24 protein-coding genes are annotated in these 21,011 nt (G+C 66.4%); 11 read left to right on the top strand and 13 right to left on the bottom strand.

Annotation, left to right across the window (positions count from 1 at the left end):
- Positions 1-7: 7 nt before the first annotated feature.
- Together F1654_RS11345 and F1654_RS11340 are read left to right on the top strand one after the other, a co-directional pair.
- Complete coding sequence (locus F1654_RS11345) at positions 8-598, top strand: hypothetical protein (protein ID WP_150023659.1); 591 nt, start codon at positions 8-10, stop codon at positions 596-598.
- Between the two features lie 64 nt (positions 599-662).
- Positions 663-2,171: a phosphomannomutase/phosphoglucomutase gene (locus F1654_RS11340; RefSeq protein WP_150023658.1), complete on the top strand. Its 1,509-nt coding sequence runs from the start codon at positions 663-665 to the stop codon at positions 2,169-2,171.
- On the opposite strand, the gene F1654_RS11335 is transcribed toward F1654_RS11340, so the two are convergent.
- Positions 2,159-3,604, bottom strand: a complete 1,446-nt coding sequence (locus tag F1654_RS11335; protein ID WP_150023657.1) for a hypothetical protein — start codon at positions 3,602-3,604, stop codon at positions 2,159-2,161. The genes F1654_RS11340 and F1654_RS11335 overlap by 13 nt on opposite strands.
- A 195-nt stretch (positions 3,605-3,799) precedes the next feature.
- On the opposite strand from F1654_RS11335, the gene F1654_RS11330 reads away from it, so the two are divergent.
- Positions 3,800-5,104 carry a UDP-glucose dehydrogenase family protein gene (locus F1654_RS11330; protein WP_150023656.1) on the top strand — a complete coding sequence of 435 codons (1,305 nt, stop codon included), beginning with the start codon at positions 3,800-3,802 and terminating at the stop codon, positions 5,102-5,104.
- Positions 5,105-5,110: 6 nt separating this feature from the next.
- Here the strand turns inward: F1654_RS11330 and F1654_RS11325 are convergent, their stop codons facing one another.
- Positions 5,111-7,264: an AGE family epimerase/isomerase gene (locus F1654_RS11325; protein WP_199200559.1), complete on the bottom strand. Its 2,154-nt coding sequence runs from the start codon at positions 7,262-7,264 to the stop codon at positions 5,111-5,113.
- A gap of 180 nt (positions 7,265-7,444) precedes the next feature.
- Here F1654_RS11325 and galU point away from each other — a divergent pair, with 180 nt between their 5' ends.
- Entirely contained in the window at positions 7,445-8,335 is an 891-nt protein-coding gene (gene galU / locus F1654_RS11320; protein ID WP_150023654.1) for a UTP--glucose-1-phosphate uridylyltransferase GalU, read from the top strand.
- Positions 8,336-8,460: 125 nt separating this feature from the next.
- A complete protein-coding gene (locus tag F1654_RS11315) occupies positions 8,461-8,661 on the top strand; it encodes a hypothetical protein (RefSeq protein WP_150023653.1) in 201 nt (66 codons plus the stop codon).
- A gap of 15 nt (positions 8,662-8,676) precedes the next feature.
- On the opposite strand, the gene F1654_RS11310 is transcribed toward F1654_RS11315, so the two are convergent.
- The 4 genes from F1654_RS11310 to F1654_RS11295 all read right to left on the bottom strand — a co-directional run bounded on the left by F1654_RS11310 (position 8,677) and on the right by F1654_RS11295 (position 11,996).
- Positions 8,677-9,417, bottom strand: a complete 741-nt coding sequence (locus F1654_RS11310; RefSeq protein WP_150023652.1) for an FkbM family methyltransferase — start codon at positions 9,415-9,417, stop codon at positions 8,677-8,679.
- A 19-nt stretch (positions 9,418-9,436) separates the two neighbouring features.
- Positions 9,437-10,342, bottom strand: a complete 906-nt coding sequence (locus tag F1654_RS11305) for a hypothetical protein (RefSeq protein ID WP_150023651.1) — start codon at positions 10,340-10,342, stop codon at positions 9,437-9,439.
- 46 nt (positions 10,343-10,388) lie between these two features.
- Positions 10,389-11,174: an FkbM family methyltransferase gene (locus tag F1654_RS11300; RefSeq protein ID WP_150023650.1), complete on the bottom strand. Its 786-nt coding sequence runs from the start codon at positions 11,172-11,174 to the stop codon at positions 10,389-10,391.
- A gap of 93 nt (positions 11,175-11,267) precedes the next feature.
- Entirely contained in the window at positions 11,268-11,996 is a 729-nt protein-coding gene (locus F1654_RS11295; protein WP_233205261.1) for a GGDEF domain-containing protein, read from the bottom strand.
- 150 nt (positions 11,997-12,146) lie between these two features.
- Between F1654_RS11295 and F1654_RS11290 the strand changes: the two genes are divergently transcribed.
- Together F1654_RS11290 and F1654_RS11285 are read left to right on the top strand one after the other, a co-directional pair.
- Positions 12,147-12,869, top strand: a complete 723-nt coding sequence (locus F1654_RS11290) for an NAD-dependent deacylase (protein WP_150023649.1) — start codon at positions 12,147-12,149, stop codon at positions 12,867-12,869.
- Between the two features lie 12 nt (positions 12,870-12,881).
- The gene (locus tag F1654_RS11285; RefSeq protein WP_150023648.1) at positions 12,882-14,069 is read left to right on the top strand and encodes a hydroxymethylglutaryl-CoA reductase; all 1,188 of its coding nucleotides are present in this window, start codon (positions 12,882-12,884) and stop codon (positions 14,067-14,069) included.
- Between the two features lie 14 nt (positions 14,070-14,083).
- Here F1654_RS11285 and F1654_RS11280 read toward each other — a convergent pair whose 3' ends face one another.
- From F1654_RS11280 to F1654_RS11270, 3 genes are all read right to left on the bottom strand, one after another.
- Entirely contained in the window at positions 14,084-14,293 is a 210-nt protein-coding gene (locus F1654_RS11280; protein ID WP_150023647.1) for a YdcH family protein, read from the bottom strand.
- A 141-nt stretch (positions 14,294-14,434) separates the two neighbouring features.
- Positions 14,435-14,923: a TIGR02444 family protein gene (locus F1654_RS11275; protein WP_150023646.1), complete on the bottom strand. Its 489-nt coding sequence runs from the start codon at positions 14,921-14,923 to the stop codon at positions 14,435-14,437.
- Complete coding sequence (locus tag F1654_RS11270) at positions 14,920-15,531, bottom strand: UbiX family flavin prenyltransferase (RefSeq protein WP_150023645.1); 612 nt, start codon at positions 15,529-15,531, stop codon at positions 14,920-14,922. The genes F1654_RS11275 and F1654_RS11270 overlap by 4 nt, the downstream gene beginning before the upstream one ends.
- A gap of 104 nt (positions 15,532-15,635) precedes the next feature.
- Between F1654_RS11270 and F1654_RS11265 the strand changes: the two genes are divergently transcribed.
- The 3 genes from F1654_RS11265 to F1654_RS11255 all read left to right on the top strand — a co-directional run bounded on the left by F1654_RS11265 (position 15,636) and on the right by F1654_RS11255 (position 17,711).
- A complete protein-coding gene (locus F1654_RS11265; protein WP_150023644.1) occupies positions 15,636-15,806 on the top strand; it encodes a YdcH family protein in 171 nt (56 codons plus the stop codon).
- Between the two features lie 195 nt (positions 15,807-16,001).
- Positions 16,002-16,871: a tetratricopeptide repeat protein gene (locus tag F1654_RS11260; RefSeq protein ID WP_199200558.1), complete on the top strand. Its 870-nt coding sequence runs from the start codon at positions 16,002-16,004 to the stop codon at positions 16,869-16,871.
- Positions 16,872-16,892: 21 nt separating this feature from the next.
- Positions 16,893-17,711 carry an SDR family NAD(P)-dependent oxidoreductase gene (locus F1654_RS11255; protein ID WP_150023642.1) on the top strand — a complete coding sequence of 273 codons (819 nt, stop codon included), beginning with the start codon at positions 16,893-16,895 and terminating at the stop codon, positions 17,709-17,711.
- Positions 17,712-17,738: 27 nt separating this feature from the next.
- Here F1654_RS11255 and F1654_RS11250 read toward each other — a convergent pair whose 3' ends face one another.
- The 3 genes from F1654_RS11250 to F1654_RS11240 all read right to left on the bottom strand — a co-directional run bounded on the left by F1654_RS11250 (position 17,739) and on the right by F1654_RS11240 (position 19,566).
- Positions 17,739-18,623 (bottom strand): S-methyl-5'-thioadenosine phosphorylase, encoded by an 885-nt coding sequence (locus F1654_RS11250; RefSeq protein WP_150023641.1) that lies wholly within the window; start codon positions 18,621-18,623, stop codon positions 17,739-17,741.
- The gene (locus F1654_RS11245) at positions 18,620-19,231 is read right to left on the bottom strand and encodes a GrpB family protein (protein WP_150023640.1); all 612 of its coding nucleotides are present in this window, start codon (positions 19,229-19,231) and stop codon (positions 18,620-18,622) included. Before F1654_RS11245 ends, F1654_RS11250 begins: the two co-directional genes overlap by 4 nt.
- 74 nt (positions 19,232-19,305) lie before the next feature.
- Positions 19,306-19,566: a hypothetical protein gene (locus F1654_RS11240; protein WP_150023639.1), complete on the bottom strand. Its 261-nt coding sequence runs from the start codon at positions 19,564-19,566 to the stop codon at positions 19,306-19,308.
- A gap of 173 nt (positions 19,567-19,739) precedes the next feature.
- Here F1654_RS11240 and F1654_RS11235 point away from each other — a divergent pair, with 173 nt between their 5' ends.
- On the top strand, positions 19,740-20,213 hold the full coding sequence (locus F1654_RS11235; protein WP_150023638.1) for a hypothetical protein: 474 nt from the start codon (positions 19,740-19,742) through the stop codon (positions 20,211-20,213).
- A gap of 72 nt (positions 20,214-20,285) precedes the next feature.
- On the opposite strand, the gene F1654_RS11230 is transcribed toward F1654_RS11235, so the two are convergent.
- A complete protein-coding gene (locus F1654_RS11230) occupies positions 20,286-21,008 on the bottom strand; it encodes a sulfotransferase-like domain-containing protein (protein ID WP_150023637.1) in 723 nt (240 codons plus the stop codon).
- Between the last annotated feature and the right edge of the window lie 3 nt (positions 21,009-21,011).

Here is a 21,011-nt window from a genome sequence, read left to right as displayed (position 1 = left end):
GCTGGCGATGCGCTTTTCCCTGCCCGACATCGTATTCTGGCCCCTCGCCATAGGCGTGTCGGGCGCTCTGATCTGGGGCGCGATGCAATACCGGCCTACAGGGCAGGACGCCATCGTCACCGATGACGCCTTTATCATGGAGGGCGCGGCGCTCGATCAGCTGATCCCCGGTCCGGGCACGCGCACCCTGTTCGACCCGGCGGCCTCGGGCGGGCCTGTGGCGCGGGTGACGGCAACGGCCTCGATGGAGGCGGCCGGTCATCTCTCCGCCGGGATTGGCGCGGCCATTCCGGCGGAATTCGAGGCGGCTGTCGTCGGACGCGATATCGAGGTGCGGCTGGATGTGCGCTCGGCGGATCCGGACCTCACCCATATCCATATCGGCTATTTCGTGGTTGGCGACGCCGATACGGGCTGGCGGCGCATGGCGGTGGACAGCGTTTTTCGCACCCTCACTCTGCGCCATCATATTCCGGCGGGGACCCCCCTGAACGGGATCGACTGGGTCGGCCTCTGGCCGGATGAAGAGGGCGCCGCGCGCCCGGTGCTGGTGCGCCGGATCGAAGTGCGTATCCTGCCCGAAGACGCGCCGGAGTGATCATTGACCGCGCCCGGCCCAGCTTGTATCGCGCGCGGCGGGAAGCAGCATCAAGGGGACGCCCGTGAACGCCGACATCAAGCCGAATACATGGGACTTTGAAACACAGCCCCTGATCAAGCCGACCGGGTTTCGCGAATATGATGCGCGCTGGTGGTTCGGCCATCCCGGCTCTGACCGGGCGCCGGACATCAATCTGTATGGCGTGCAACAGCTCGGCCTGGGCCTGGGCACGCTGATCCACGAGCTGGGCAAGCCGCCCAAAATCGTCACCGGTCATGATTTCCGCAGCTATTCGCTGAGCGTGAAACAGGCCCTGACCGTCGGCCTGATGCAGGCGGGCATAGAGGTGCATGATATCGGCCTGGCGCTTTCGCCCATGGCCTATTTCGCCCAGTTCCATCTGGATATCGAAAGCGTGGCCATGGTCACCGCCAGCCATAACGCCAATGGCTGGACCGGGGTGAAGATGGGCGTGGAGCGCCCGCTCACCTTCGGCCCGGACGAGATGAGCCGGCTCAAGGCGATCGTGCTGGGCGGCGAGGGCCAGGCCCGGCCCGGCGGCGGCTATGTGCGCCGTGAGGGCGTGGCCGAGGTCTATAAAGCTGAAGCCGCGGCGGGCGTACGCCTGAAGCGCCGCCTGAAAGTGGTCGCGGCCTGCGGCAATGGCACGGCGGGCGCGTTCGCGCCGGACGTGCTGCGCGCGCTGGGCGCCGAGGTGATCGAGATGGATTGCGCGCTCGACCACACCTTCCCCAATTACAATCCCAACCCTGAAGACATGAAAATGCTGCACGCCCTGGCCGACCGGGTGCGGGCCGAGGGCGCGGATGTGGGGCTGGCCTTTGACGGCGATGGCGACCGCTGCGGCGTGGTGGACAATGAGGGCGAGGAGATTTTCGCCGACAAGGTCGGCCTGATGCTGGCGCGCGATTTGTCCGCCTCACACCGCAATGCAACATTCGTGGTGGACGTGAAATCCACCGGGCTGTTCGCCACCGACCCGGTGCTGAAAGCCAACGGCGCCACCACCGATTATTTCAAGACCGGCCACAGTTATATCAAGCGCCGCGCCAACGCGCTGCGTGCGCTGGCGGGGTTTGAGAAGTCCGGTCACTACTTCCTGCAGCCGCCCGTGGGGCGCGGCTATGACTGCGCGCTGGTCTCGGCGCGCTGCATTCTGGAAATGCTCGACCGCAACCCGGACAAGTCCATGGCCGATCTCAAGCGGGCCCTGCCGGTCAGCTACGGCTCGCCCACCCTGTCGCCGGCCTGCGCCGACGAGGTGAAATACGATGTGGTCGCGCGCATCACCGCCGCGTTCGAGGCGAAGATGGCCTCAGGCGAGGCGATCGCCGGGCGGCCTATCGGCGACATCAACACCGTCAATGGCGTGCGCTTCACCCTGGAAGACGGCGCCTGGGGCCTGGTGCGCGCCAGCTCCAACACCCCCAATCTGGTGGTGGTGGTCGAAAGCCTGACCAGCAAGGACGACACCCGCGCCCTGTTTGCAGCGATCCGCGAGGAGCTGGCGCGTCACCCGGAAGTGGGCGCCTTCGATCAGGAGCTCTGAGCGGGCGGCGTTTCGCCCTCGTCCGCCTCAGCCGGGGCCGGATCATCCGTAGGCTGACCATCGGCATCGCTGACCGCCGGCTTGGTAGAGGCCGGTGCATCCGCGTCCAGTTTTTGCGGTTTGGGCGTCTGTGACGCTTCCAGCGAGTCCGGCATCTCAGGGGAGTCCGGAGTATCCGGCGTTTCAGGGTCTCCTGGCGCCGCCAGCGCTTCTGACGTGTCCGGGGCCGGGGCTGAGGCTTGCGCCTCTGACGTGTCCGGGACCTCGGAGATCTCAGGGGTTTCCGGACTATCCGGCGTCTCAGGATCTCCTGACGCCTGCGGGCTCTCCGGACCATCCAGAGATGCCGGGGCTTCCGGCGCTTCTGCGGCCTTCAGGGCCGGGGCGGGCGCGCGTTCCAGAGCCGGCTCGCCAGCCGGCTGCGCCATCACCGCATTCAGGCCCGGCGCAGCGGCGATCGCCGCAAAACGCGCCAGCGCGTCCTGCACCTCGGCGTAGGCTTGAGCGTGTTCGGCTTTGGGGGCGGGCGCCACAGCGGCGTATGCATCGCTCAGTGCGCTACGCTGCACCAGGCCGATGGCGTCCAGCGCGCCAGCGCCCAGGCGGTCATCAGAAGCGATATAGCCGACGGCCTTGAGGCCATGCCCGTCATTGAGCTCGGCGCTGTTATCAGACTTGAAGTTCAGCACAGCCACGGAGCGCTCTTGCTTTCCGTTCCGGTTCTGAGATCGGATGGCGGCCAGCGCTGTGGCGGCGTCTTCATCCGTCAGCCATTGTCTGAGCACGGGCGCCGGATCAACCCAGGCCGCCGCGGAGAGAAGCGACATATTGGGGTTCTCCGGCAGGAAGACGCCCATGCGCGCTTTCAGTTCGGCCTGGGCGCCTGCAGGGCGGTAGAGATGGACCGCCCAGATGAACGAGCTGGACCCCAGGGCGTGCACCAGAAGGAGGGAGCGGTTGACATGGGAGGCGCCGCCGCCCGCATTTTGCAGGAGTGTGTAAACGCCCTGTCTTTTCAGCTCGTTCTGAAACTCGGGGGCTTCACCATACACAAACCGGCTCAGCATGGCCGCCATGAGCTGGTCGCGTCCGATAGACTCATGGTCCACAGGTACGCCATGGGCTTCGAGGCCTGAGTTGATGAAGAAGCGCCTGACTGCGTCGCGCACACGCTCCTGTCGCGTCAGTCTGGCGAGCTTTTTGGCGAGCGCCTCTCGCTCTGCCGGGCCGTTATAGACCAGCTTGGCGACCTGCTTGGCCAGCTTGGTCACATGGCCTGGGCGCCCGGGGCGCCAGTCATGGCTGTCCAGCGCTTGGCCCAGCTGGGATTCGATCCAGCGTTCCGACACGATCGCGCGCGTGCGGACAGTCAAAATTGCGTCGGCCAGCTTGCGGCATGACTCCGCGCTGACCCTGTTTGGTTTGTTGGCCATAAGCCCCCTCCGTTGAACCCCTCAGTTCCGGTAAGCGGGCACCTTAAGCAGGGGATGTGACGGTTTCAACGGATGTGGCGCTTTCCGGCGCGTCCAGACTGGCGCTGAGGCTTGGAGATGACATCCCCCGCTGCTATGGCTCGCAGACCGGGTCCGGGACCCGGTCCTGTCAGCCCGTGCGGGGGAGCTCAGCCCATGCGTGTCGCCATGATCGGAACCGGCTATGTCGGCCTGGTGTCCGGAGCCTGTTTCGCCGATTTCGGCCACCATGTGACCTGCATCGACAAGAATGAGGACAAGATCGCCCTCCTGCGCAGCGGGGGCGTGCCGATCTATGAGCCGGGCCTGGACCTTCTTGTCGAGCGCAATGTGCGCGAGGGCCGGCTGGACTTCGCCACCGACCTGTCCGATGCGGTGCGTGAAGCGGATGTGGTGTTCATTGCCGTGGGCACGCCCTCGCGGCGCGGCGACGGGCATGCGGACCTGACCTATGTCTACGCCGCCGCCGAGGAAATCGCCCGCGCCATGGACGGCTTCACCGTCGTGGTCAACAAGTCCACCGTGCCGGTGGGCACAGGCGACGAGGTGGAGGCGGTGATCGCCAAGGCGCGACCCGATGGCGATTTCGCCGTGGTGTCGAACCCGGAATTTCTGCGCGAGGGCGCGGCCATTGACGATTTCAAACGTCCCGACCGGGTCGTGGTGGGCACAGAGGACGAGCGCGCCATTGCGCGCATGCGCGAGCTGTACCGCCCGCTCTATCTCAACGAGACGCCCATCGTGTTCACCTCGCGGCGCACCTCGGAGCTGATCAAGTATGCGGCCAACGCCTTCCTGGCCATGAAGATCACCTTCATCAACGAGATGGCCGATCTGTGCGAGCAGGTGGGCGCCAATGTGCAGGAAGTCGCGCGCGGCATTGGCCTGGACAACCGCATCGGCGCGAAATTCCTCCATGCCGGTCCGGGCTATGGCGGCTCGTGCTTTCCCAAGGACACCCTGGCCCTGGTGCGCACCGCCCAGGAGGCCGGCGCGCCGGTGCGCCTGATCGAGACGGTGGTGGACATCAATGACAAGCGCAAGCAGGCCATGGCCGGCAAGGTCATCGCGGCGGCGGGCGGATCGGTGGACGGCAAGACGGTGGCCGTGCTCGGCCTGACCTTCAAACCCAATACCGATGATATGCGCGATGCGCCCAGCCTGGATATCATCCCGGCCCTGCAAAAGGCCGGCGCGCGGGTGCGCGCCTTTGATCCGGCGGGCATTGAGGAAGCCGAAAAGCTGCTCAAGGACGTGGACTTCGTCACAGGCCCCTATCTGTGTGCTGAAGGCGCGGACCTTCTGGTCATCGTCACCGAATGGAACGAGTTCCGGGCGCTGGATTTCGGGCGGCTGAAAGCCGCGCTTAAACAGCCGCTGATCGTGGATCTGCGCAATATCTACGACCCGGGTGAAACCGCCGCACGCGGCTTCACCTATGTCAGCGTCGGACGCCCCTGAAGAACGCTACAGCCCGCCCAGCGCGGTCATGAAGTGATAGGGCATGGAGGCGGGCAGGAAGTCCTGGGGTGCGCCGCCTGCTTCCCGCCGATCGCACCATGCGGGGCTGGCTTCATCGATATAGGCGTCCAGGAAGGCGGCCAGCTCGCGGCCCGCCTGGCCGGGCGCGGCGGTTTCAGGAAAGCGCAGGCGCGCGCGGATGCGCTCCAGCTGCGGCCAGGCGCGCGCCGTGGCCATGAGCGGGGCGCCATCGGCCGTGACGGCGTCCAGAGAGAACCCGTCCGGTCCGGCGCCGCGCCCGTCTGCAAAGGCGATCAGCCGGCGCGACCAGCTGGCCGTGTCGCGAGCCGTGAGGCGCTGCACCTCGGACAACAGCCAGGCCCATTCATAGCAATGGCCCGGCTCAATGCGCGCGCCCTCCTCGCCGGACAAGCGCGACCAGTCCGGACTGAAGACCTCGCCGACAGCGCCGCTGGCGGGATCGAACATGAAAGCCTCGAACAGCCAGGCCAGTTCGGCGATGCGTGACAGCGCATCCGGGTCTGCGCTGGCCTCATGCCAGACCAGGCTCGCTTCCAGCAGGTGCATGTGCGGGTTGGACAGCTTGCGCCCCGGCGCGGTCTCGGGGCTCGCCCAGCCCGGCGCGCCGTCGCGCATGAGATCATCGATGAGGGCGAAGGCCTCCAGCGCGATGCGTTCGGCGCGCGCCTCGCCGGTGGCCTGGAAGGCCCGTGCGGCGCCCAGGGCGATGAAGGCGTGGTCGTAGAGATCGCGGCGCGCATCGCTGACGCCTGCGCCCGCTTCAAGGCCATGGGCCCAGCCGCCCTCTGGGGACCGCGCCGGACCATCAAGATAGTCCAGCCCCAGATCCACCAGTCGGCTCGCCGCCCCGCCCTCGTCCCAGCCGTGCATCAGGGCGGTGGCGAAGGTGAAGACCTGGCGCGGGGCCACCCGGCCCCGGCGCGGCTGGTCGAGATGAGGCGCGCCGTCCCGGCTCAGCGTCTCGACAAACCCGCCATGCGCCTTGTCCCAGCCCGCCTGCGCCCAGCAGGGCAGCATATGGTCATGGACCCAGGCGCGCGCGCGGGCTGCGAGCGCGGGATCGAGATTGGGGGCGGCGCTGCGGCTGGCGCCCTCCACGGCCTTGCGTACCTCGGCGGCGTCATCGAGCGTGGTGACCAGCACGCCGTCCGGGCTGGCGGCCACGGCGATCGCGCTTAATCCCCGCACGGCCACGCGCGGTCCGGTGGACAGGATGAAATTGCCTGATCCGGCATCCTCGGCCGCCGGGCCGATCAGCACGCTGCGTCCGTCTGCGCCATGGAGCGCCTTGAGGGCGCGCAGATCGCCCAGATCGCTCCAGCCCATGGACACCGGAACCACATTGACCCGTTCGGCCTTCTCCATCACCGCATAGTCGATGGAAAGCGACGGCGCGCGCGCAAAAGCCTCTCGCGCCAGCATGCGCATCTCGCCCGCCGCCATCGGCCCCGCCGCCGGCAGGGCCGCGCGCACGGCCTCGATCATCTGCGGGGCATGGCGCTCGAGCGCTTCAATCATGGCGCCGGCGCGGAACAGGAAAATGCCGGCATTCCACACATGGCGTCCGCCTGCCAGATAGGCTTCGGCCGTCTCGCGCGGCGGCTTCTCCACAAAACGCCGGGCCGGTGTGAAGGGCGCGCTGGCCGCGTCTGCGCTGTCCAGCTCGATATAGCCATAGCCGGTGGCGGCGTGACCGGGCCGGATCCCGAACGTGACCAGCGCGCCGTCCGCGGCCGCATCAACACCGCGCGCCAGCGCATCATGGAAGGCGGCCACATCCGCGATATGATGGTCGGCGGGCAGGATCAGGACGAGATCATCGCGCGCCGCGCACAGCGCCGCAGCCGCTACGGCCGGGCCGGAATTGCGCGCGGCGGGCTCCAGCACCAGCGGCCCGTCTGGCAGATGAGCCTGCAGGGCCGCGCGCCAGCGCGCGCCGGCCACCGCCGCGGCCGGCGCCAGCTCTATGGCGCCAAGGCGTTCAGGCAGGCGCGCGGCGGTCTCGGCGATCATCGCGCGCGCACCGGACAGGGCGTGAAACTGCTTGGGCCGTTCAGGCGTCGAGACCGGCCATAATCGCGTCCCGGCGCCGCCGCACAGGATGAATGGGCGCATCATGATCATTGCAGAGTCTTCCCCAGCCCAGGGCAACGCCCCGGCAGAGGCGCCTGACCCGGTTCTAACTGATTGCCTTTGAGGGCAGAAGGGGGCGGGCGCAAGAGATTGGGGAGCCGGCGCGCGCTTGCGCCCGTCTGCCCTGCGGGCTAGACCGGCCTGGCGCTCAACAGGGAGGGGATCATGGGTTTCAAACCCGTTCGCAAGGCGGTTCTGCCGGTGGCCGGTCTGGGTACGCGGGTGCTGCCCGCCACCAAGGTGATCCCCAAGGAAATGCTGCCGGTCTTCGACCGCCCGGCCCTTCACTATGTGATAGACGAGGCGCGCGAAGCGGGCATTGAGCACTTCATCTTCGTGACCGGGCGCAACAAGGGCGCCATCGAGGATTATTTCGACACCGCCTACGAGCTTGAAGCGACGCTGGAGGCCAAGGGCAAGACCGCCCTGCTTGATGAGCTGCGCGCCGATCTGCCCGCCGCAGGCGCGTGCAGCTTCGTGCGCCAGCAGGCGCCGCTGGGCCTGGGCCATGCGGTGTGGTGCGCGCGCGAGCTGGTGGGCGACGAGCCCTTCGCGGTGATGCTGCCCGACATGATCATGCGCTCGCGCCCCTCCTGCCTGGCGGACATGGTCAGCGCCTACACAGAGGCGGGCGGCGGCAATCTCATCTCGGTCCAGGACGTGCCGCGCTCGCAGGTGTCCAATTACGGCATTATCGATCCTGGCGCGCGCAAGGGCCGCCTGGTGGAGATGCGCGGCATGGTGGAGAAGCCCGCCGTGCAGGACGCGCCCTCCACGCTCATGATCTCGGGGCGCTATATCCTTCAGCCGGAGATTTTCGGCCTGCTCTCGCGCCAGACGCCCGGCGCGGGCGGCGAGATACAGCTCACCGACGCCATGCAGGCCCTGATGGCCTCAAGCGCGTTCCACGCCTTGCCCTTCGAGGGCGAGATTTTCGATACCGGCTCCAAGACCGGCTATCTGCAGGCGGCCGCGGCCATGGCGCTGGCTGATCCCGAACACGGCGAACAGGCGCGCGAGATTTTGCGCGCCCTGCTCGATCAGTCAGGCGGCTGAGCCGGTCTGCCGCCTTCTTGCGCTGCGCCGCTTGACGGCGGCTCGCGCATCACGGACAACAGCTGGCTCGATACAACTTTTCAGGCTTTACAAGCGCCTTGCTGCAAGTCTTTCAGGGGTATGACATGGCGCTGGTCAAGGTCATTCTTGTTTCAGGCTCGACCGTTGAGGTCGAGACAACCGCCATCCAGGCCGATGACCTGGTTGCGGCCTTCGCCCGGTTCGTTGCTGAAAAGCGTGTTCCGGAAAAGCGCACCATCCTGACCCCGAACCAGTCGATCTATATCGACTTTTCCAAGGTGGCGGTGATCCGGCGGGAGTTTTGAGCCGGACGCCGGAGCTTACAAATATCCGGCAATTCTGGGCTTTACGCCGGTATCTATGCTGACCCAGTTTTCACCGCGAATAATCAGATCGCGTGGTTTGCGGGTGTGCGCTTTCAGGAAGGAGCGGCTGCACGCCTGGCCGGGCATCATGCTGTCATGTGTTTCGACCATGATATAGGGAAACCTGTCAAACCAGTCCGCTTCCCCTTCAAACAAATCCTTTTCAGCGCCTTCTATGTCCAGCTTTAAAAGAAAGGGCTCAAACCCCAGGCCGATGAATTCATCAACAAGACTTTTCATCGTAATGGAGCGTACTTTTTCACCTTCGCCTTCAGTGCGGGTTACATAGCCCCATTCGCCGCGGCCCGGGTCCACAACGACGAGCCATCCATTCTTCGCCCCAATGGCCGCGTGAACCGGCGATACCTTCAGACCCTGGCAATTGATCTCGATCAGCTTGAAATTGTCGTGATCCGGTTCGATGGATACGATATGGGCTTCAGGAAATTGGTCTGCGAACCAGATGGCCGCCGTGCCGATATTGCCTCCGCCATCAATGATGAGGGGGCGTTTCCCGGTATCAATATACTGTCTGTACAGCGCGTCCAGCCATCTGCCGTGGGTATAGGGCAGCAAGAACTGTTTCTGCTTGAAGGTCTGGGACACCACGGCCTCGTCCGAGCGTGTGTTCCTGATTGTGAGTTTCCGCTCGCCCCGGGGTGTTGTGACGGTGACTTCCATTGTGTTTTGAGTCACATCTCGTCTCCTGAGTTTTTCAGCCCGGATTTAGTTGTAGAAGAATGGGGAATTCTTGAGCGTAGGACCGGATGAAGCCGGGTATGTTATTGTCTATATCTTCATAATCGTAACGCGTCTTCTGAGCCAGCACGAACGCCTTGAGCGCTGCGTACTGGTCCTCGCGGGCATCCACCAGGCCGGGCTTGGTCCAGCTTTCGGAGTGGGCGAAATTCTGGACCTTGCTTTCCAGATATTGCCGGTAGCCGCCATGCATTGAACTGAGATGCCAGCCAGCTTCTTCAATCACGAGCTTGTTGAGATCGGGCTCGATAAAGTCATGTATAGGACGGTGTTTTTCATGAGGTTCAAGCGCAAGCCTGAAATTGGAGGGAACCGTCTTGCCGTCCTTGATGATGAAGCGGCGCATGAAATGGATGTCATTGCGTTTGCAGGTTGACGCGCGGGCGGCATACCCTCCTGTGAAGGGCTGCTTCACAAAGCCGCTGCTGGCGATCGAGGCTCTGTAGTCAAACAGGCTGAACGCGATCACCTGCTTGTCTTCAATCCGGGCGTCAACCGTTTCGAAAACCGGCTCGGCGAGGACCTCGTCAATATCGAGTATATACACCACGCAGTCATCAGGCAGGTGGCCGATCACGCGCCGGGCGGCGTTGCGCATGGCCCGCTCCAGCGGCCAGCGGTTCTCCGGCGCGGGCCGTCCCGCCGAGCCGATATAGGCGGTCTGTTCCACGTCCGGCAGGTCATCGACCTCCACATAGGTGGTCTTGCCCAGACCGCATTGCATTTGGGACCGGTAGTTTTTGAAATACATGAACTTATCGCGGCCTGCGAAAGTCTTCGTCGCTTCGAAAATGAAGATATGGTCCATCAGACGGGACAGATGGCCGATCTGCAGCTCAGCCGCCCAGACTTCCTGAAACATGGGAAGGCACGCTACACGCATCACAAGTCGCCCCGGTTCTGCACGATTACAGATTTCGTTTCGATAGGGCCGCTTTCAATATCCCCGACAAGGCCTGAACCTGCTCGCGCGGCGCAGCAAAGGCTTCGAAAAAGCCGAACCAGCTGTCAGGGGTCATCGGCTCGCCGGTAAAATCCAGCGCCACATAGCCCAGCCCGTGAAAATAGGCCGCCACCTCGCCGATGGTGAAGCCGTGGACCTGGGGCGCGTGCACCGAATTCTCGAACGCCACAACGGGCCGGTGCTGGGCCAGCGTGTCGCGTGCGCCGAACAGGGCGTGCAGGTCCGCCCCTTCCAGATCCAGCTTGATGAAGCCGACGGGCAGGCGCTCGCTGATCAGGACCTGATCAAGCGTGGCGGCGTCCACAAATACGGTTTCGCGGTACGCCATATCGGTATTGCCGTGCCAGATGGTCGGGCGCTGGTCATTGCCCGACAGGATGGACGAGCGTCCCTCATGGCTGGTGGAAGACCCCCAGGCGATGCGGGTGAGGGACGGATCACGCTGCAGCGCCTTGCGCACGATGCGCAGGCGCGGATCGCCCGCAGCCTGGCGATTCAGGATGGATTCCAGCCGGCTGGCCATGTCCGGATCGGCTTCCACGGCGACCACCCGCTTGCAGCCCGGCAGATCAAGCATGCGCAAGGTGTGATAGCCCTTGTGAGCGCCGCCATCGACCATGAGAAAGCCCGACTGGCCCGCCATGAGCGCGCCATAGACCTCGCTGAGGATGGCCTCAAGCTCCATCTTGTTGGCCAGGGCGTATTGACGGAAATCGGGAAGGGAAACCATTGGGGCGCTTGCAGTATTGCAGGCCCCAAGGATGCGGCGCCTGTCCAGCGCCCATGAGTAAGCACGGCGCCGGGCGCGTGCAACTCCTGCATTTTATCCTGTTGCAGCCTTGCGCGCATACATGGCGGCGTCCGCCGCAGCCATGGCTTCGTCCACGCCGATGCCGGCTTCCAGGGCGCGCACGCCCCAGGCGGCGCCGACGTGAAGCGTCTGGCCTTCGTGCACGATGGGCGTGGCCGCCAGCGTGCTGACCAGTTCCTCGGCCTTGCGTTCTGCGGCGCTGACGGGGGTGAGAGTGAGCACGATGCCGAACTCGTCTCCGCCCAGGCGCCCCACCGCATCGGTTTCACGCACATGCGCGGCGATCAGATCGGCCACCGCGCGCAGGGCGGCGTCGCCCGCCGCGTGTCCGTGGGAGTCATTGATCGCCTTGAAGCCGTTGAGGTCGAGGAAGATCAGTGAGGAGGGCGCGTCATGGCGCTCGGCCAGGGCCAGGGCTTTCGAAACCTCGCGCAGGAAGGCGCGCCGGTTGAGCACCGGCAGAAAGACATCGTGGTCGGCCAGGGTTTCCAGATCGCGCACCTTGGCGCGCAGGGCCTCGGTCTCGCGGCGCAACTGGTCCACCTCGCCCATGAGCGAGAGCAGGGCGCGCTGGACATTGGGAGTCAGCTCGGCTTCGGGCACGCCCATGATGGACGCAGTGTCCGGCGCGCGCGGGGCGCTGGCGATCCCCGTGACGGACGGGGTGGCGGCGGCGCGGCCCGAGCTGGCGGGTTCGCGGCGGGATGCGGCGCTGAGCGGATCGCCGGGACGGATGCGCATGGGGCCTCCCCCAGTCAGAATGGGCCTCAGGACACACTGTCCAACGCGTGCGGTTAAGAAAGCGTTCACCAAAGCTGATGGCGCCGCCAAACGGGCGCGCCGGGGGGCGGGACTGGACAGGCTTGCCCGCACCCGGCCAGTCTGGCGCTCATGAATGATCAGGCTTCCAATATCGTCATCCTCACCGGCGCGGGGGTCAGCGCAGAGAGCGGGCTGGGCACGTTTCGCGACGTTGGCGGCATATGGGCGAAATTCGATCCCATGAAGCTCGCCACGCCCGAAGGCTATGCCGAAGATCCTGATGGGGTTCTGGAATTCTACTCCGCCCGGCGCGAAAACCTCATCGGCGCCCGGCCCAATGGCGCGCATCTGGCGCTGGCCGGGCTGGAACAGGCCTGGATGATGGCGGGCCGGGGCGACTTTCTCCTGGTCACCCAGAATATTGATGATCTGCACGAGCAGGCCGGCTCGGCGGGCCTCATTCACATGCATGGCGAGCTTCTCAAAACCCGCTGCACGGCGTGCGGGCATGTGTTCGCCGACCGCGAGGCGCTGGCCCTGACGCGCATCTGCCCGTCCTGCGGCCATGCCGGCGGGCTTCGCCCCCATGTGGTCTGGTTCGGCGAGATGCCGCTGGGCCTTGATCCGATCTATGAGGCGCTCGCCCGGGCCGATCTGTTCGTGGCCATCGGCACGTCCTGCACGGTCTGGCCGGCCGCCGGGTTCGTGCAGGAAGCCAGGGCGGCGGGCGCCTGGACGGTGGAGCTGTCGCTGGAGCCCGGCGAGGTCAGCGCCCTGTTCGATGAGCGCCATTACGGCCCGGCGACGCAGATCGTGCCCGACTGGGTGCGGCGGCTGGCAGGATCAGACTGAGGAGACAAGCCGATGAAACCCAATGACCAGCGCGCGCCAGTGCCCCGGCGCAAGGATGACGATCACACCCGCGAGGCGGCCGCCGAGCGGCGCGAGTTCATCGAGGCGCGCAGCGGCGCCCGGCTGACCCATGTGGGCGCCTATTCCTTCGATCCGGCGGTGACGCGCGGCAATATCGAGAACTTCATCGGCGCAGCCCAGGTGCCCATTGGCCTGGCCGGTCCCTTGCGCATTCGCGGCGAGCACATACGGGACGAAGACGTCTATGTGCCGCTGGCCACCGCAGAGGGCACTTTGATCGCCAGTTATAACAGAGGGATGCGCATCCTGACCGAGGCGGGCGGGGTGACCACCACCATCGTGGAGCGCTACATGCAGCGCGCGCCGGTCTTCCATTTCGACAGCGCCCGCGGCGCGCGCGATTTCGCCCGCTGGGTGGACGCGAATCTGGACCCCATCCGCGCCGCGGCCGAGGCGACCAGCTCGGTGGCCAAACTCTCCCATATCGAACGCTACGCCGTGGGCCCCATGCTCCATCTGCGCTTCAATTTCGAGACCGGGGACGCGGCCGGACAGAACATGTCGGGCAAGGCCGCCGACGCGGCCTGCCGCTGGATCGCGGACAATCATCCCGGCGGGGCGCGCTACACATTGTCGGGCGCCATGGACACCGACAAGAAACACTCCCAGCTCAACGTGCTGCATTCGCGCGGGGCGCGGGTGGTGGCCGAGGCGCGCCTGCCGTCAGAGCTTTTGAAAGCGCGCGTGGGCGTGGAGGCCGAGGCCCTGTTCCGCGCCCGGCTCAATTCCTTCGCCGGCTCGGTGATGGCCGGATCGGCCAATAACGGCATGCACGCGGCCAATGCGCTGGCGGCCCTGTTCATCGCCACCGGACAGGACGCGGCCAATGTGGCCGAGAGCCATGCGGCCATGACCTATGTGCGGCTGGAGGAGGGCGGCGCGGCCTATTACTGGTCCATCACCCTGCCCGCCCTGATCGTGGCGACGTTCGGCGGCGGCACCGGCCTGCCCACCCAGGGCGAATGCCTCGATATTCTCGGCTGCCGGGGCAAGGGCAAGGTGGGGCGCTTTATCGAGATATGCGCCGCCACGGTGCTGGCCGGAGAGGTCTCGCTGGCCGGCGCGGTGGTGGCGGGCGACTGGGTGGACAGCCATGAGCGGCTGGGCCGCAATCGCTGATCGGCCTCGACAAATCAGGCGATGATGTCGGGATTGAGGATGTCCTCGAGACGGAAAATCTCGTCCTTGAGCGACAGCTTGCGTCGCTTCAGGCGCATGATCTTGAGCTGGTCCACAACGCCGCACATGGTCAGAAGGCGCACTTCCTCATCAAGGGCGCGGTGCTCGTCACGCAGCGCATCCAGGCGCTGACGCAGGGCGGTTTCGTCAAACTCCCCGTCCATGACTGTGATAGGTCCCTCCAGAATTAGGACGGCGTTTCGCACTGCAGGGCAGGCGCGCCTGATCTGACCGGTCGAGAATGCCGGGACGGCGAGGGGCCAGGCTGGCGGCCTCAAGCGCCGTCCCTTGAGGATGCAGGGATATTACACGCTTTCGAGCGCGCCGAAAACGGATTCGACAAACAAGTGCGGCGCTATGTCCAGCCTCATCCTGGCCGCGCAGGCGGCGAGCCCGTCCTCAGTCAGCGCGCGCGGGGCAAGGCCTGATGGCCGGGCGCCCTGTAGCGGCTCCAGCGCCATTTGCTGCAGGCGTTCGGCCTCCAGCTCGGTGGCGAGGATGGCCTGGCGCAGGGCCCTGGCCTCCTCTGGCCGGACGTAATCTGGCGGCGTTTTTAGCACATCGCGCGCCGCGCGCAGCGGCTTGACCACGCCCGCGCTCCAGTCGCGCGACAAGGCGATAGCGGCGTCCAGGGCGGGGGCGGCGTCGCGCCCGTGCGCGCCATGCCAGGCGATCCACAGCGCCAGATTCACATCCAGCCCCGCGCCCTGCAGGTCCAGGCAGGCGTCCTTAACGCCGGGGCGCGGATAGACCGCCAGCGAGAAATCCCAGAATCGCTCCGGGGGCGTGTTCATGGCTTGCGGGTGCGTGCTGCAGGCCGTGCGCCTTCGGTGATGTCCTCGCCCCAGCGCCGTGTTGGCGTCCAGTCCAGCCCGAACAGGTCCAGCGCCCGGCCCACCGACTGATCGATCATGTCATCGAGCGTTTCGGGCTTGGCGTAGAAGGCGGGCAAGGGCGGCATGATGATCGCGCCCATCTCGGTGAGCTGGGTCATGGTGCGCAGATGGCCCAGATGAAACGGCGTCTCGCGCACCATCAGCACCAGCCGGCGGCGTTCCTTCAGCACCACATCGGCGGCGCGGGTGAGCAGGCTGGAGGTCACCCCGGTGGCGATTTCGCTCATGGTGCGCACCGAGCACGGCGCGATCAGCATGCCCAGCGTGCGGAACGAGCCCGAGGCGATGGGCGCGCCCACATCGGGCATTTTGTAGAGATGATCGGCCCGCTCGCGCAGAACGGACGGGCTCAGGCCCGTCTCATAGCTCAGCGTCATCTCGGCGGCCTTGCTGGCCACCACATGGCTTTCCACGCCCAGGTCACGCAGCGCCGAGAGCGCGCGCAGGGCGTAGATCACGCCAGAAGCGCCCGAAATGCCCACCACCAGGCGAGATGCGTCAGTCATGGTTTACCTTGTGACAGATTGTCCGGGTTCCGGAGCAATATGTGATTTGCGTAACACCCCGGTTTGATGGTTCACTCTACTCCCATCCAGCCAAGGAGGCACTTATGGCCGCTGAAGCGCGTATCAAGGAACTGGACGCCCGTCACTCACAACTGGACGCCCGGATCGAGGAAACCCTCAAACACCCCTCCGCCGACACGCTTCAACTCGCTGCCCTCAAAAAGCAAAAGCTCAAGATCAAGGAAGAGATAGAGCGGCTCCGCCGGCGCCAGTAAGGCGGCGCGGAGCGCCATCATCCCCCGCTGTCATGCGGGATGAGACCAGGGGCGGGCGCGCAGGCGTCCGCCCCTTTTGTATTCTGCGCAAGGCCGGACAATCGCCAGCGCGCAGCGCCCGCCCATTGCCCCGCCTGCGCGCGCCCGTCATGGTGCGCAGGCACCAAGGAGCCTTCCATCGCTCAGGACGCTGTCATGCTGCGCGCCCTTCTCGTTCTTGCACTTGCCGCCGGGCTCGCCGCCTGCGCCCCTTCCGGTCCTGAAGCGGCGCCAGAAGCGGCAGGCGGCGCATGCGCCGATGCGCCCGGGCTTATGGCTGATTCGCGTTTTGCCGATGCGCAAGCCGCGTATGAAGCCTGTCTGGCATTCTCAGACCATGACTGGGAAGAGGAGGCCGAGCTGCGCCTGCGTCTGGCCGCCTCATTGATGGGGCAGGAGCATTTTGCAGACGCTCTGAGCGTTTATGACGCGCTGCTGGAGCTGATCGAGCGCGAGACAGGCGATGGGGCGCACCCGGCCGTGCGCCGCAATCGCGCCATGGCGCTGTTGCGCCTGGGCCGTCATGAGGATGCGCTGGACGATGCGCGCACGGCCCTGATGCGCAGCCCCCGTGACGTCACCGCCCATATGATCGCGGGTTCGGCCCAGCTGGAGACCGGCGATGCGGCTGGCGCGGCCGGGTCTTTCGACGCGGCGCTGGCGCTGAACCCGGACAGCGCCGCCGCCCTGTCGGGGCGCTCGGCGGCCTTCGCCGCCCTGGGCCGCCATGACGCCGCACTCGATGATGCCCTGGAAGCGGTCAGCTTTGCACCGGACGGGGCCGGCGCCCTCAACGCGCTGTGCTGGGCGCTGGTCAAGGCCGGGCGCGCGCAAGAGGCCCTGCCCACATGTGATGCGGCGCTGGAGATGCGCCCGGACAGCGGCGCCATCACCCATTCACGCGCCGCCGCCCTGGAGCAGCTGGGCCGGATGGATGAGGCGCGCGATCTCTATGCCCGCGCCCATGAGCTCGACCCGGCGAGCCGCGAGATCGCGGCCGATTACGCCCGCACCCGCCGCCAATGACACCCTCAAGGAGGCCATCCCATGCCTGTCTCTGACCGCGTCGCCATTGTCACCGGGGGCGCCAAGGGCATTGGCGCGGCCTGCGCGCGCCGTTTCGCCGAGGAAGGCCTGAGCGTTGTGATCGCTGATGTCGACGATATCGCAGGCGAAGCGCTGGCCGAGGAGCTGGCGGGCGGCAAGGAGCGCGCGATCTTCGTGCAGTGCGATGTGTCCGACAAGCTGGCGGTGAACAATCTCATGGCCGAGACCCGCTCGGCCTTCGGCCGGGTGGATGTGCTGGTCAATAACGCCGCGATTATCGCCGGGGGCGATATTCTCGATCTGGAGCTGGAGGATTTCGACCGGGTGATGGGGGTCAATCTGCGCGGCGCCTTCCTGGTGGCGCGCGCTGCGGCGCGCCAGATGATCGAACAGATCGAGGCCGAGGAAACCCGCGCCGAGGACTGCCGGCGGCGCTACGCCATCATCAACATGTCCTCTGTCAACGCCAGGGTGGCCATTCCAGACCAGCTGGCCTATTGCACCGCCAAGGGCGCGCTCAACCAGATGACCAAGTCCATGGCGCTGGCGCTGGCGCCCTGGGGCGTGCGGGTCAACGCCATCGGGCCGGGCTCGGTCAATACCGACATCCTCAAATCGGTGATGGAGGACCGCGCAGCCATGAAGCGCATCCTGTCGCGCACGCCGCTCAACCGCATCGGCGATCCCGACGAGATCGCCGGCGTCGCCTGGTTTCTCGCCTCACGCGATTCCAGCTATATGACCGGCCAGTGCCTCTATCCCGACGGCGGCCGCCTGGCGCTCAACTATGTGACCAAGCCGGAGGATTATGAGGATTAGCGGCAGGACGCCCCCCTGCGCTGGCGGTCAGGGTCTGAGGACGCGGCCGGCGACGGCGTCCAGCTTGGCGATCAGGACCGGGTCGCGGTGGGATGGCGGGGTGATGATGGCGTGGTCCAGAGCGCGCTCTATGCCTTGTGGTGAAGGGGTGCGGGCCTGGCCGGACAACGCCCTGGCCAGCGATTTCAGCATGGCGTGGGCGTGGTGGGTGTTGGCGGCCATGACTTCCAGGATTTCGGCGATGGCCACATCGGCGTCCGGCGCGCGCCAGCAGTCATAATCTGTGACCATGCACACGCTGGCATAGGGCAGCTCGGCCTCGCGGGCGAGCTTGGCCTCGGGCATGTTGGTCATGCCGATCACATCCAGCCCCCAGGACCGGTAGAGCGCGCTTTCAGCGCGGGTGGAGAATTGCGGGCCCTCCATGGCCAGATACGTTCCGCCGCGATGGACCTGGGCCACGCCGGCCGCTTCTGCGGCGTCGGCGGCCAGCCCCGACAGGCGCGCGCACACCGGATCGGCCATCGCCACATGGGCCACGCACCCGGCGCCGAAAAAGCTTTTCTCGCGCGCAAATGTGCGGTCGACATACTGGTCCACCACCACGAAATGGCCGGGCGCCAGATGCTCCTGCAGCGAGCCGCAGGCGGACAGCGAGAGAATGTCGGTCACGCCCGCGCGCTTGAGCGCATCGATATTGGCCCGGTAGTTGATGGCGCTGGGCGAGACGGCGTGGCCTTCGCCATGGCGGGGCAGGAAGACGAGATCCAGTCCTTCCAGCCGCGCACGCAGCAGCGGGCCGGAGGGCGCGCCCCAGGGCGTTTCCACGCGCGTCTTGCGCACGTCCTCCAGGCCGTCCAGGGCATACAGCCCCGAGCCCCCGATCACGCCCAGCACAAAGCGCTCGCTCATCCCTCGCTCCTCCAATAGGCGTCCGGCGCGCCGGGGGTCCAGCGGCTGAGCTCGGCCCAGCCTTCGGCAGCGCGCATCACGGTCTCGATGAACGGGCTCTTGATCGCCTGGTAGGCGGCCCGGTCCTTCTTGGTCTTGTCGGCCAGCGCCAGCTTGAAGGCGCCGTAATCGCGCCGGGCGGCCGGGTCGGCGCGCAGATAGTCGCGCATCAGGAAGGTGCGCCGCGCCGCCGCCGCGCCATTGCGGCGCACATGCACATGCACTCGGCGGCAGCCCTTGGGCTCGCGGAAGAACAGCTTGCGCCAGTCATCGGCGCCCAGCACGGGCGCAGCGTCAGCGTGAGGGATGTCGCTGGTATTGTCCGGCGCATGGCGGAAGCCGGCCCCGCTCATGGCCGCAATCACCGCTTCGGGTTCGTCGAGCCGCACCACCAGGGCCTGGATGTCGATGACATTCTTGGCCGCCAGCTCCGGCACGGCGGTGGAGCCCACATGGTCCACGCGCAGCGCCAGCGCCTTGAGCGCGCCCGCCACCCGCTCGGCCCACTCATGACCTTCCTCGATCCAGGCCGGATCGGGCGGGGCGACATCAACGGGGTCCTTCTTCATGGGCGCACGTCATCCAAGGCTGGCGGAAGGCCCTCTGCCTAGCCCAATTTGCGCGCGGGCGGAACAAGGACGCGTCAGGCGTTCTCGAAGCCGTTCGCGGCCACCTTTAGCCCCTTGCGGAACAATAACCAGGTTATAGCCAGACAGCCCGCCAGCACGACGGCTTCCGCTGCGCCCAGCGCCAGGACCGGCAATTCGGTGAGATAGGCCAGCGCCCACACGAAAGCGCCAATGGCGCAGAACAGGCACGCGCCTGCGAACAAAGAGCCCGCCGCCGCGGCGATCGCGTCGGAAAGGCTTACGCGCCCGGCAGGGCGCACAGTGATGTCAGTCATCGAAAGAACACTCAAAAGAACACCGGCCAATTCCCGGCCCCTTACAGATGCGCCTTCGCCCGCCCTTGCGGAAGCAGGCGCTTGTCTGCGCGGGGTGCGGCAGGATGACGCAGGCGCATGCGCCCTGAACAGGGGATGGCGCAAGGTCCGGACATGGCGCCAGGCTCGACGTCATGATGACGATCACATCTCTGGCCGTACTGGCCGCCGCCCTGACGGGCCAGACCCCGCCGGTTCCTGAAGCGCCAGTGCGGGACGCGCTGGATGTCTATTGCTATGAGACCGCGCAGCTCAACGCCTGGACCGGGGTTTTGTCCGAACGGGGCGGTGAGGCAGGCGGGCCGGACCATTTCATGCTGGACCGGGCCAGCGGGGCGTTCGTGGAGGGTAAGACCGGCTCGAAGGCTTTCAGCACCGGGTCAGGCCGTTACGCGCTGCAGCCGCCCGATCCCTGGTATCCGGACAGGATCACGGGCGCCATTCCGGGGCGGACGATATTCTACGGACTGGACCAGAACAGGGCGGGCATGGCCATTGTGGTCGAGGCGCCGGCCTTTGTGACGGTGTACGCCTGTCAGGCCATCGAACCGCCGCGCAGCAGCGCTTACGGATATGAAGGCTGGGGCTTGCCGGTCATACCAGAGTAGCGTCCGTCGCTCTGGCGCCAGGACGCTTCGGGTCAGCGCCGCGTGGCGCGTAAACACTCGCTTCAGGGCGCCTCAGACCGGCTTCAGACGAAGGGCGTGCAGGCGCTGATAGGTCTCCATGGCCGCATCGGCCACGCCCTGCAGGCGGGCGGGCAGGACGGGCAGATCGCCCTCCGGCCCGGCAAAGCCGGTGCTGGCGTGCACCGCCGCGTACCAGTGGGGCCCCCACACCCCGTCCTCGGGCCGCCCGCCGGCTGTCCAGCTGAGCATGGCCGGGTCGAACCCGATGCCCAGCGCCTCGCAAAGCGCCGTGAGCGCGGCGCGCGGGTATGCGCGGATATCGGCGCTGTCGATAATGAAGGCAGGCAGGCCGCGTGCAGCAACCTCGTCGAACAGCGCGCTCTGCTGCGGCACGCCCAGATCCTCCAGCGTGGGGTTTTCGTGGCGCGCGTCAAAGCTCGCCGCCACGCGCGCCGGGTGGCGGATCAGGAACACATTGGCGCATTGATCGAGCCAGTCCCGGCGAAACCCGTCCAGCATGTGGTGGCACATATGCTTTTGATAGAAGAGCGCCTTGCCGCCGGGAACCGGCCCGGTGAGATGCGCGATCACAGCGTCCGGATCGGTCTCGCCGGCCGCGATCACCGCGTCGCGCATGGGGTGATCGAGCCCGGTGCGGGCGAGATAGGCGGCGTAGAACGGCTCGTCGATCACCGCGCAGTCCGCGCGCGAGCCGAAGGCGTACATCAGCGCGGTGGAGAGATTGCGCGGTCCGGACCACATGGCGAGGCGCATGGG

Origin of the sequence: Alkalicaulis satelles, assembly GCF_008630495.1 — a bacterium.
Taxonomy (GTDB): domain Bacteria; phylum Pseudomonadota; class Alphaproteobacteria; order Caulobacterales; family Maricaulaceae; genus Oceanicaulis; species Oceanicaulis satelles.
This window is presented reverse-complemented; position numbering and strand designations above follow the sequence as displayed.

Bases quoted from the DNA above. Each gene is read 5' to 3' on its own strand.
- F1654_RS11275 (WP_150023646.1), bottom strand. From the start codon at position 14,923: ATGAACACGCCCCCGGAGCGATTCTGGGATTTCTCGCTGGCGGTCTAT.
- F1654_RS11230 (WP_150023637.1), bottom strand. From the start codon at position 21,008: ATGCGCCTCGCCATGTGGTCCGGACCGCGCAATCTCTCCACCGCGCTG.
- F1654_RS11300 (WP_150023650.1), bottom strand. From the start codon at position 11,174: ATGGTTTCCCTTCCCGATTTCCGTCAATACGCCCTGGCCAACAAGATG.
- F1654_RS11260 (WP_199200558.1), top strand. From the start codon at position 16,002: ATGCTGCGCGCCCTTCTCGTTCTTGCACTTGCCGCCGGGCTCGCCGCC.
- F1654_RS11295 (WP_233205261.1), bottom strand. From the start codon at position 11,996: ATGCGCATCCGTCCCGGCGATCCGCTCAGCGCCGCATCCCGCCGCGAA.
- F1654_RS11270 (WP_150023645.1), bottom strand. From the start codon at position 15,531: ATGACTGACGCATCTCGCCTGGTGGTGGGCATTTCGGGCGCTTCTGGC.
- F1654_RS11280 (WP_150023647.1), bottom strand. From the start codon at position 14,293: ATGGACGGGGAGTTTGACGAAACCGCCCTGCGTCAGCGCCTGGATGCG.
- F1654_RS11265 (WP_150023644.1), top strand. From the start codon at position 15,636: ATGGCCGCTGAAGCGCGTATCAAGGAACTGGACGCCCGTCACTCACAA.
- F1654_RS11285 (WP_150023648.1), top strand. From the start codon at position 12,882: ATGAAACCCAATGACCAGCGCGCGCCAGTGCCCCGGCGCAAGGATGAC.
- F1654_RS11235 (WP_150023638.1), top strand. From the start codon at position 19,740: ATGATGACGATCACATCTCTGGCCGTACTGGCCGCCGCCCTGACGGGC.
- galU (WP_150023654.1), top strand. From the start codon at position 7,445: ATGGGTTTCAAACCCGTTCGCAAGGCGGTTCTGCCGGTGGCCGGTCTG.
- F1654_RS11305 (WP_150023651.1), bottom strand. From the start codon at position 10,342: ATGTTTCAGGAAGTCTGGGCGGCTGAGCTGCAGATCGGCCATCTGTCC.
- F1654_RS11250 (WP_150023641.1), bottom strand. From the start codon at position 18,623: ATGAGCGAGCGCTTTGTGCTGGGCGTGATCGGGGGCTCGGGGCTGTAT.
- F1654_RS11330 (WP_150023656.1), top strand. From the start codon at position 3,800: ATGCGTGTCGCCATGATCGGAACCGGCTATGTCGGCCTGGTGTCCGGA.
- F1654_RS11345 (WP_150023659.1), top strand. From the start codon at position 8: ATGCGCTTTTCCCTGCCCGACATCGTATTCTGGCCCCTCGCCATAGGC.
- F1654_RS11245 (WP_150023640.1), bottom strand. From the start codon at position 19,231: ATGAAGAAGGACCCCGTTGATGTCGCCCCGCCCGATCCGGCCTGGATC.
- F1654_RS11315 (WP_150023653.1), top strand. From the start codon at position 8,461: ATGGCGCTGGTCAAGGTCATTCTTGTTTCAGGCTCGACCGTTGAGGTC.
- F1654_RS11240 (WP_150023639.1), bottom strand. From the start codon at position 19,566: ATGACTGACATCACTGTGCGCCCTGCCGGGCGCGTAAGCCTTTCCGAC.
- F1654_RS11325 (WP_199200559.1), bottom strand. From the start codon at position 7,264: ATGATGCGCCCATTCATCCTGTGCGGCGGCGCCGGGACGCGATTATGG.
- F1654_RS11290 (WP_150023649.1), top strand. From the start codon at position 12,147: ATGAATGATCAGGCTTCCAATATCGTCATCCTCACCGGCGCGGGGGTC.
- F1654_RS11335 (WP_150023657.1), bottom strand. From the start codon at position 3,604: ATGGCCAACAAACCAAACAGGGTCAGCGCGGAGTCATGCCGCAAGCTG.
- F1654_RS11255 (WP_150023642.1), top strand. From the start codon at position 16,893: ATGCCTGTCTCTGACCGCGTCGCCATTGTCACCGGGGGCGCCAAGGGC.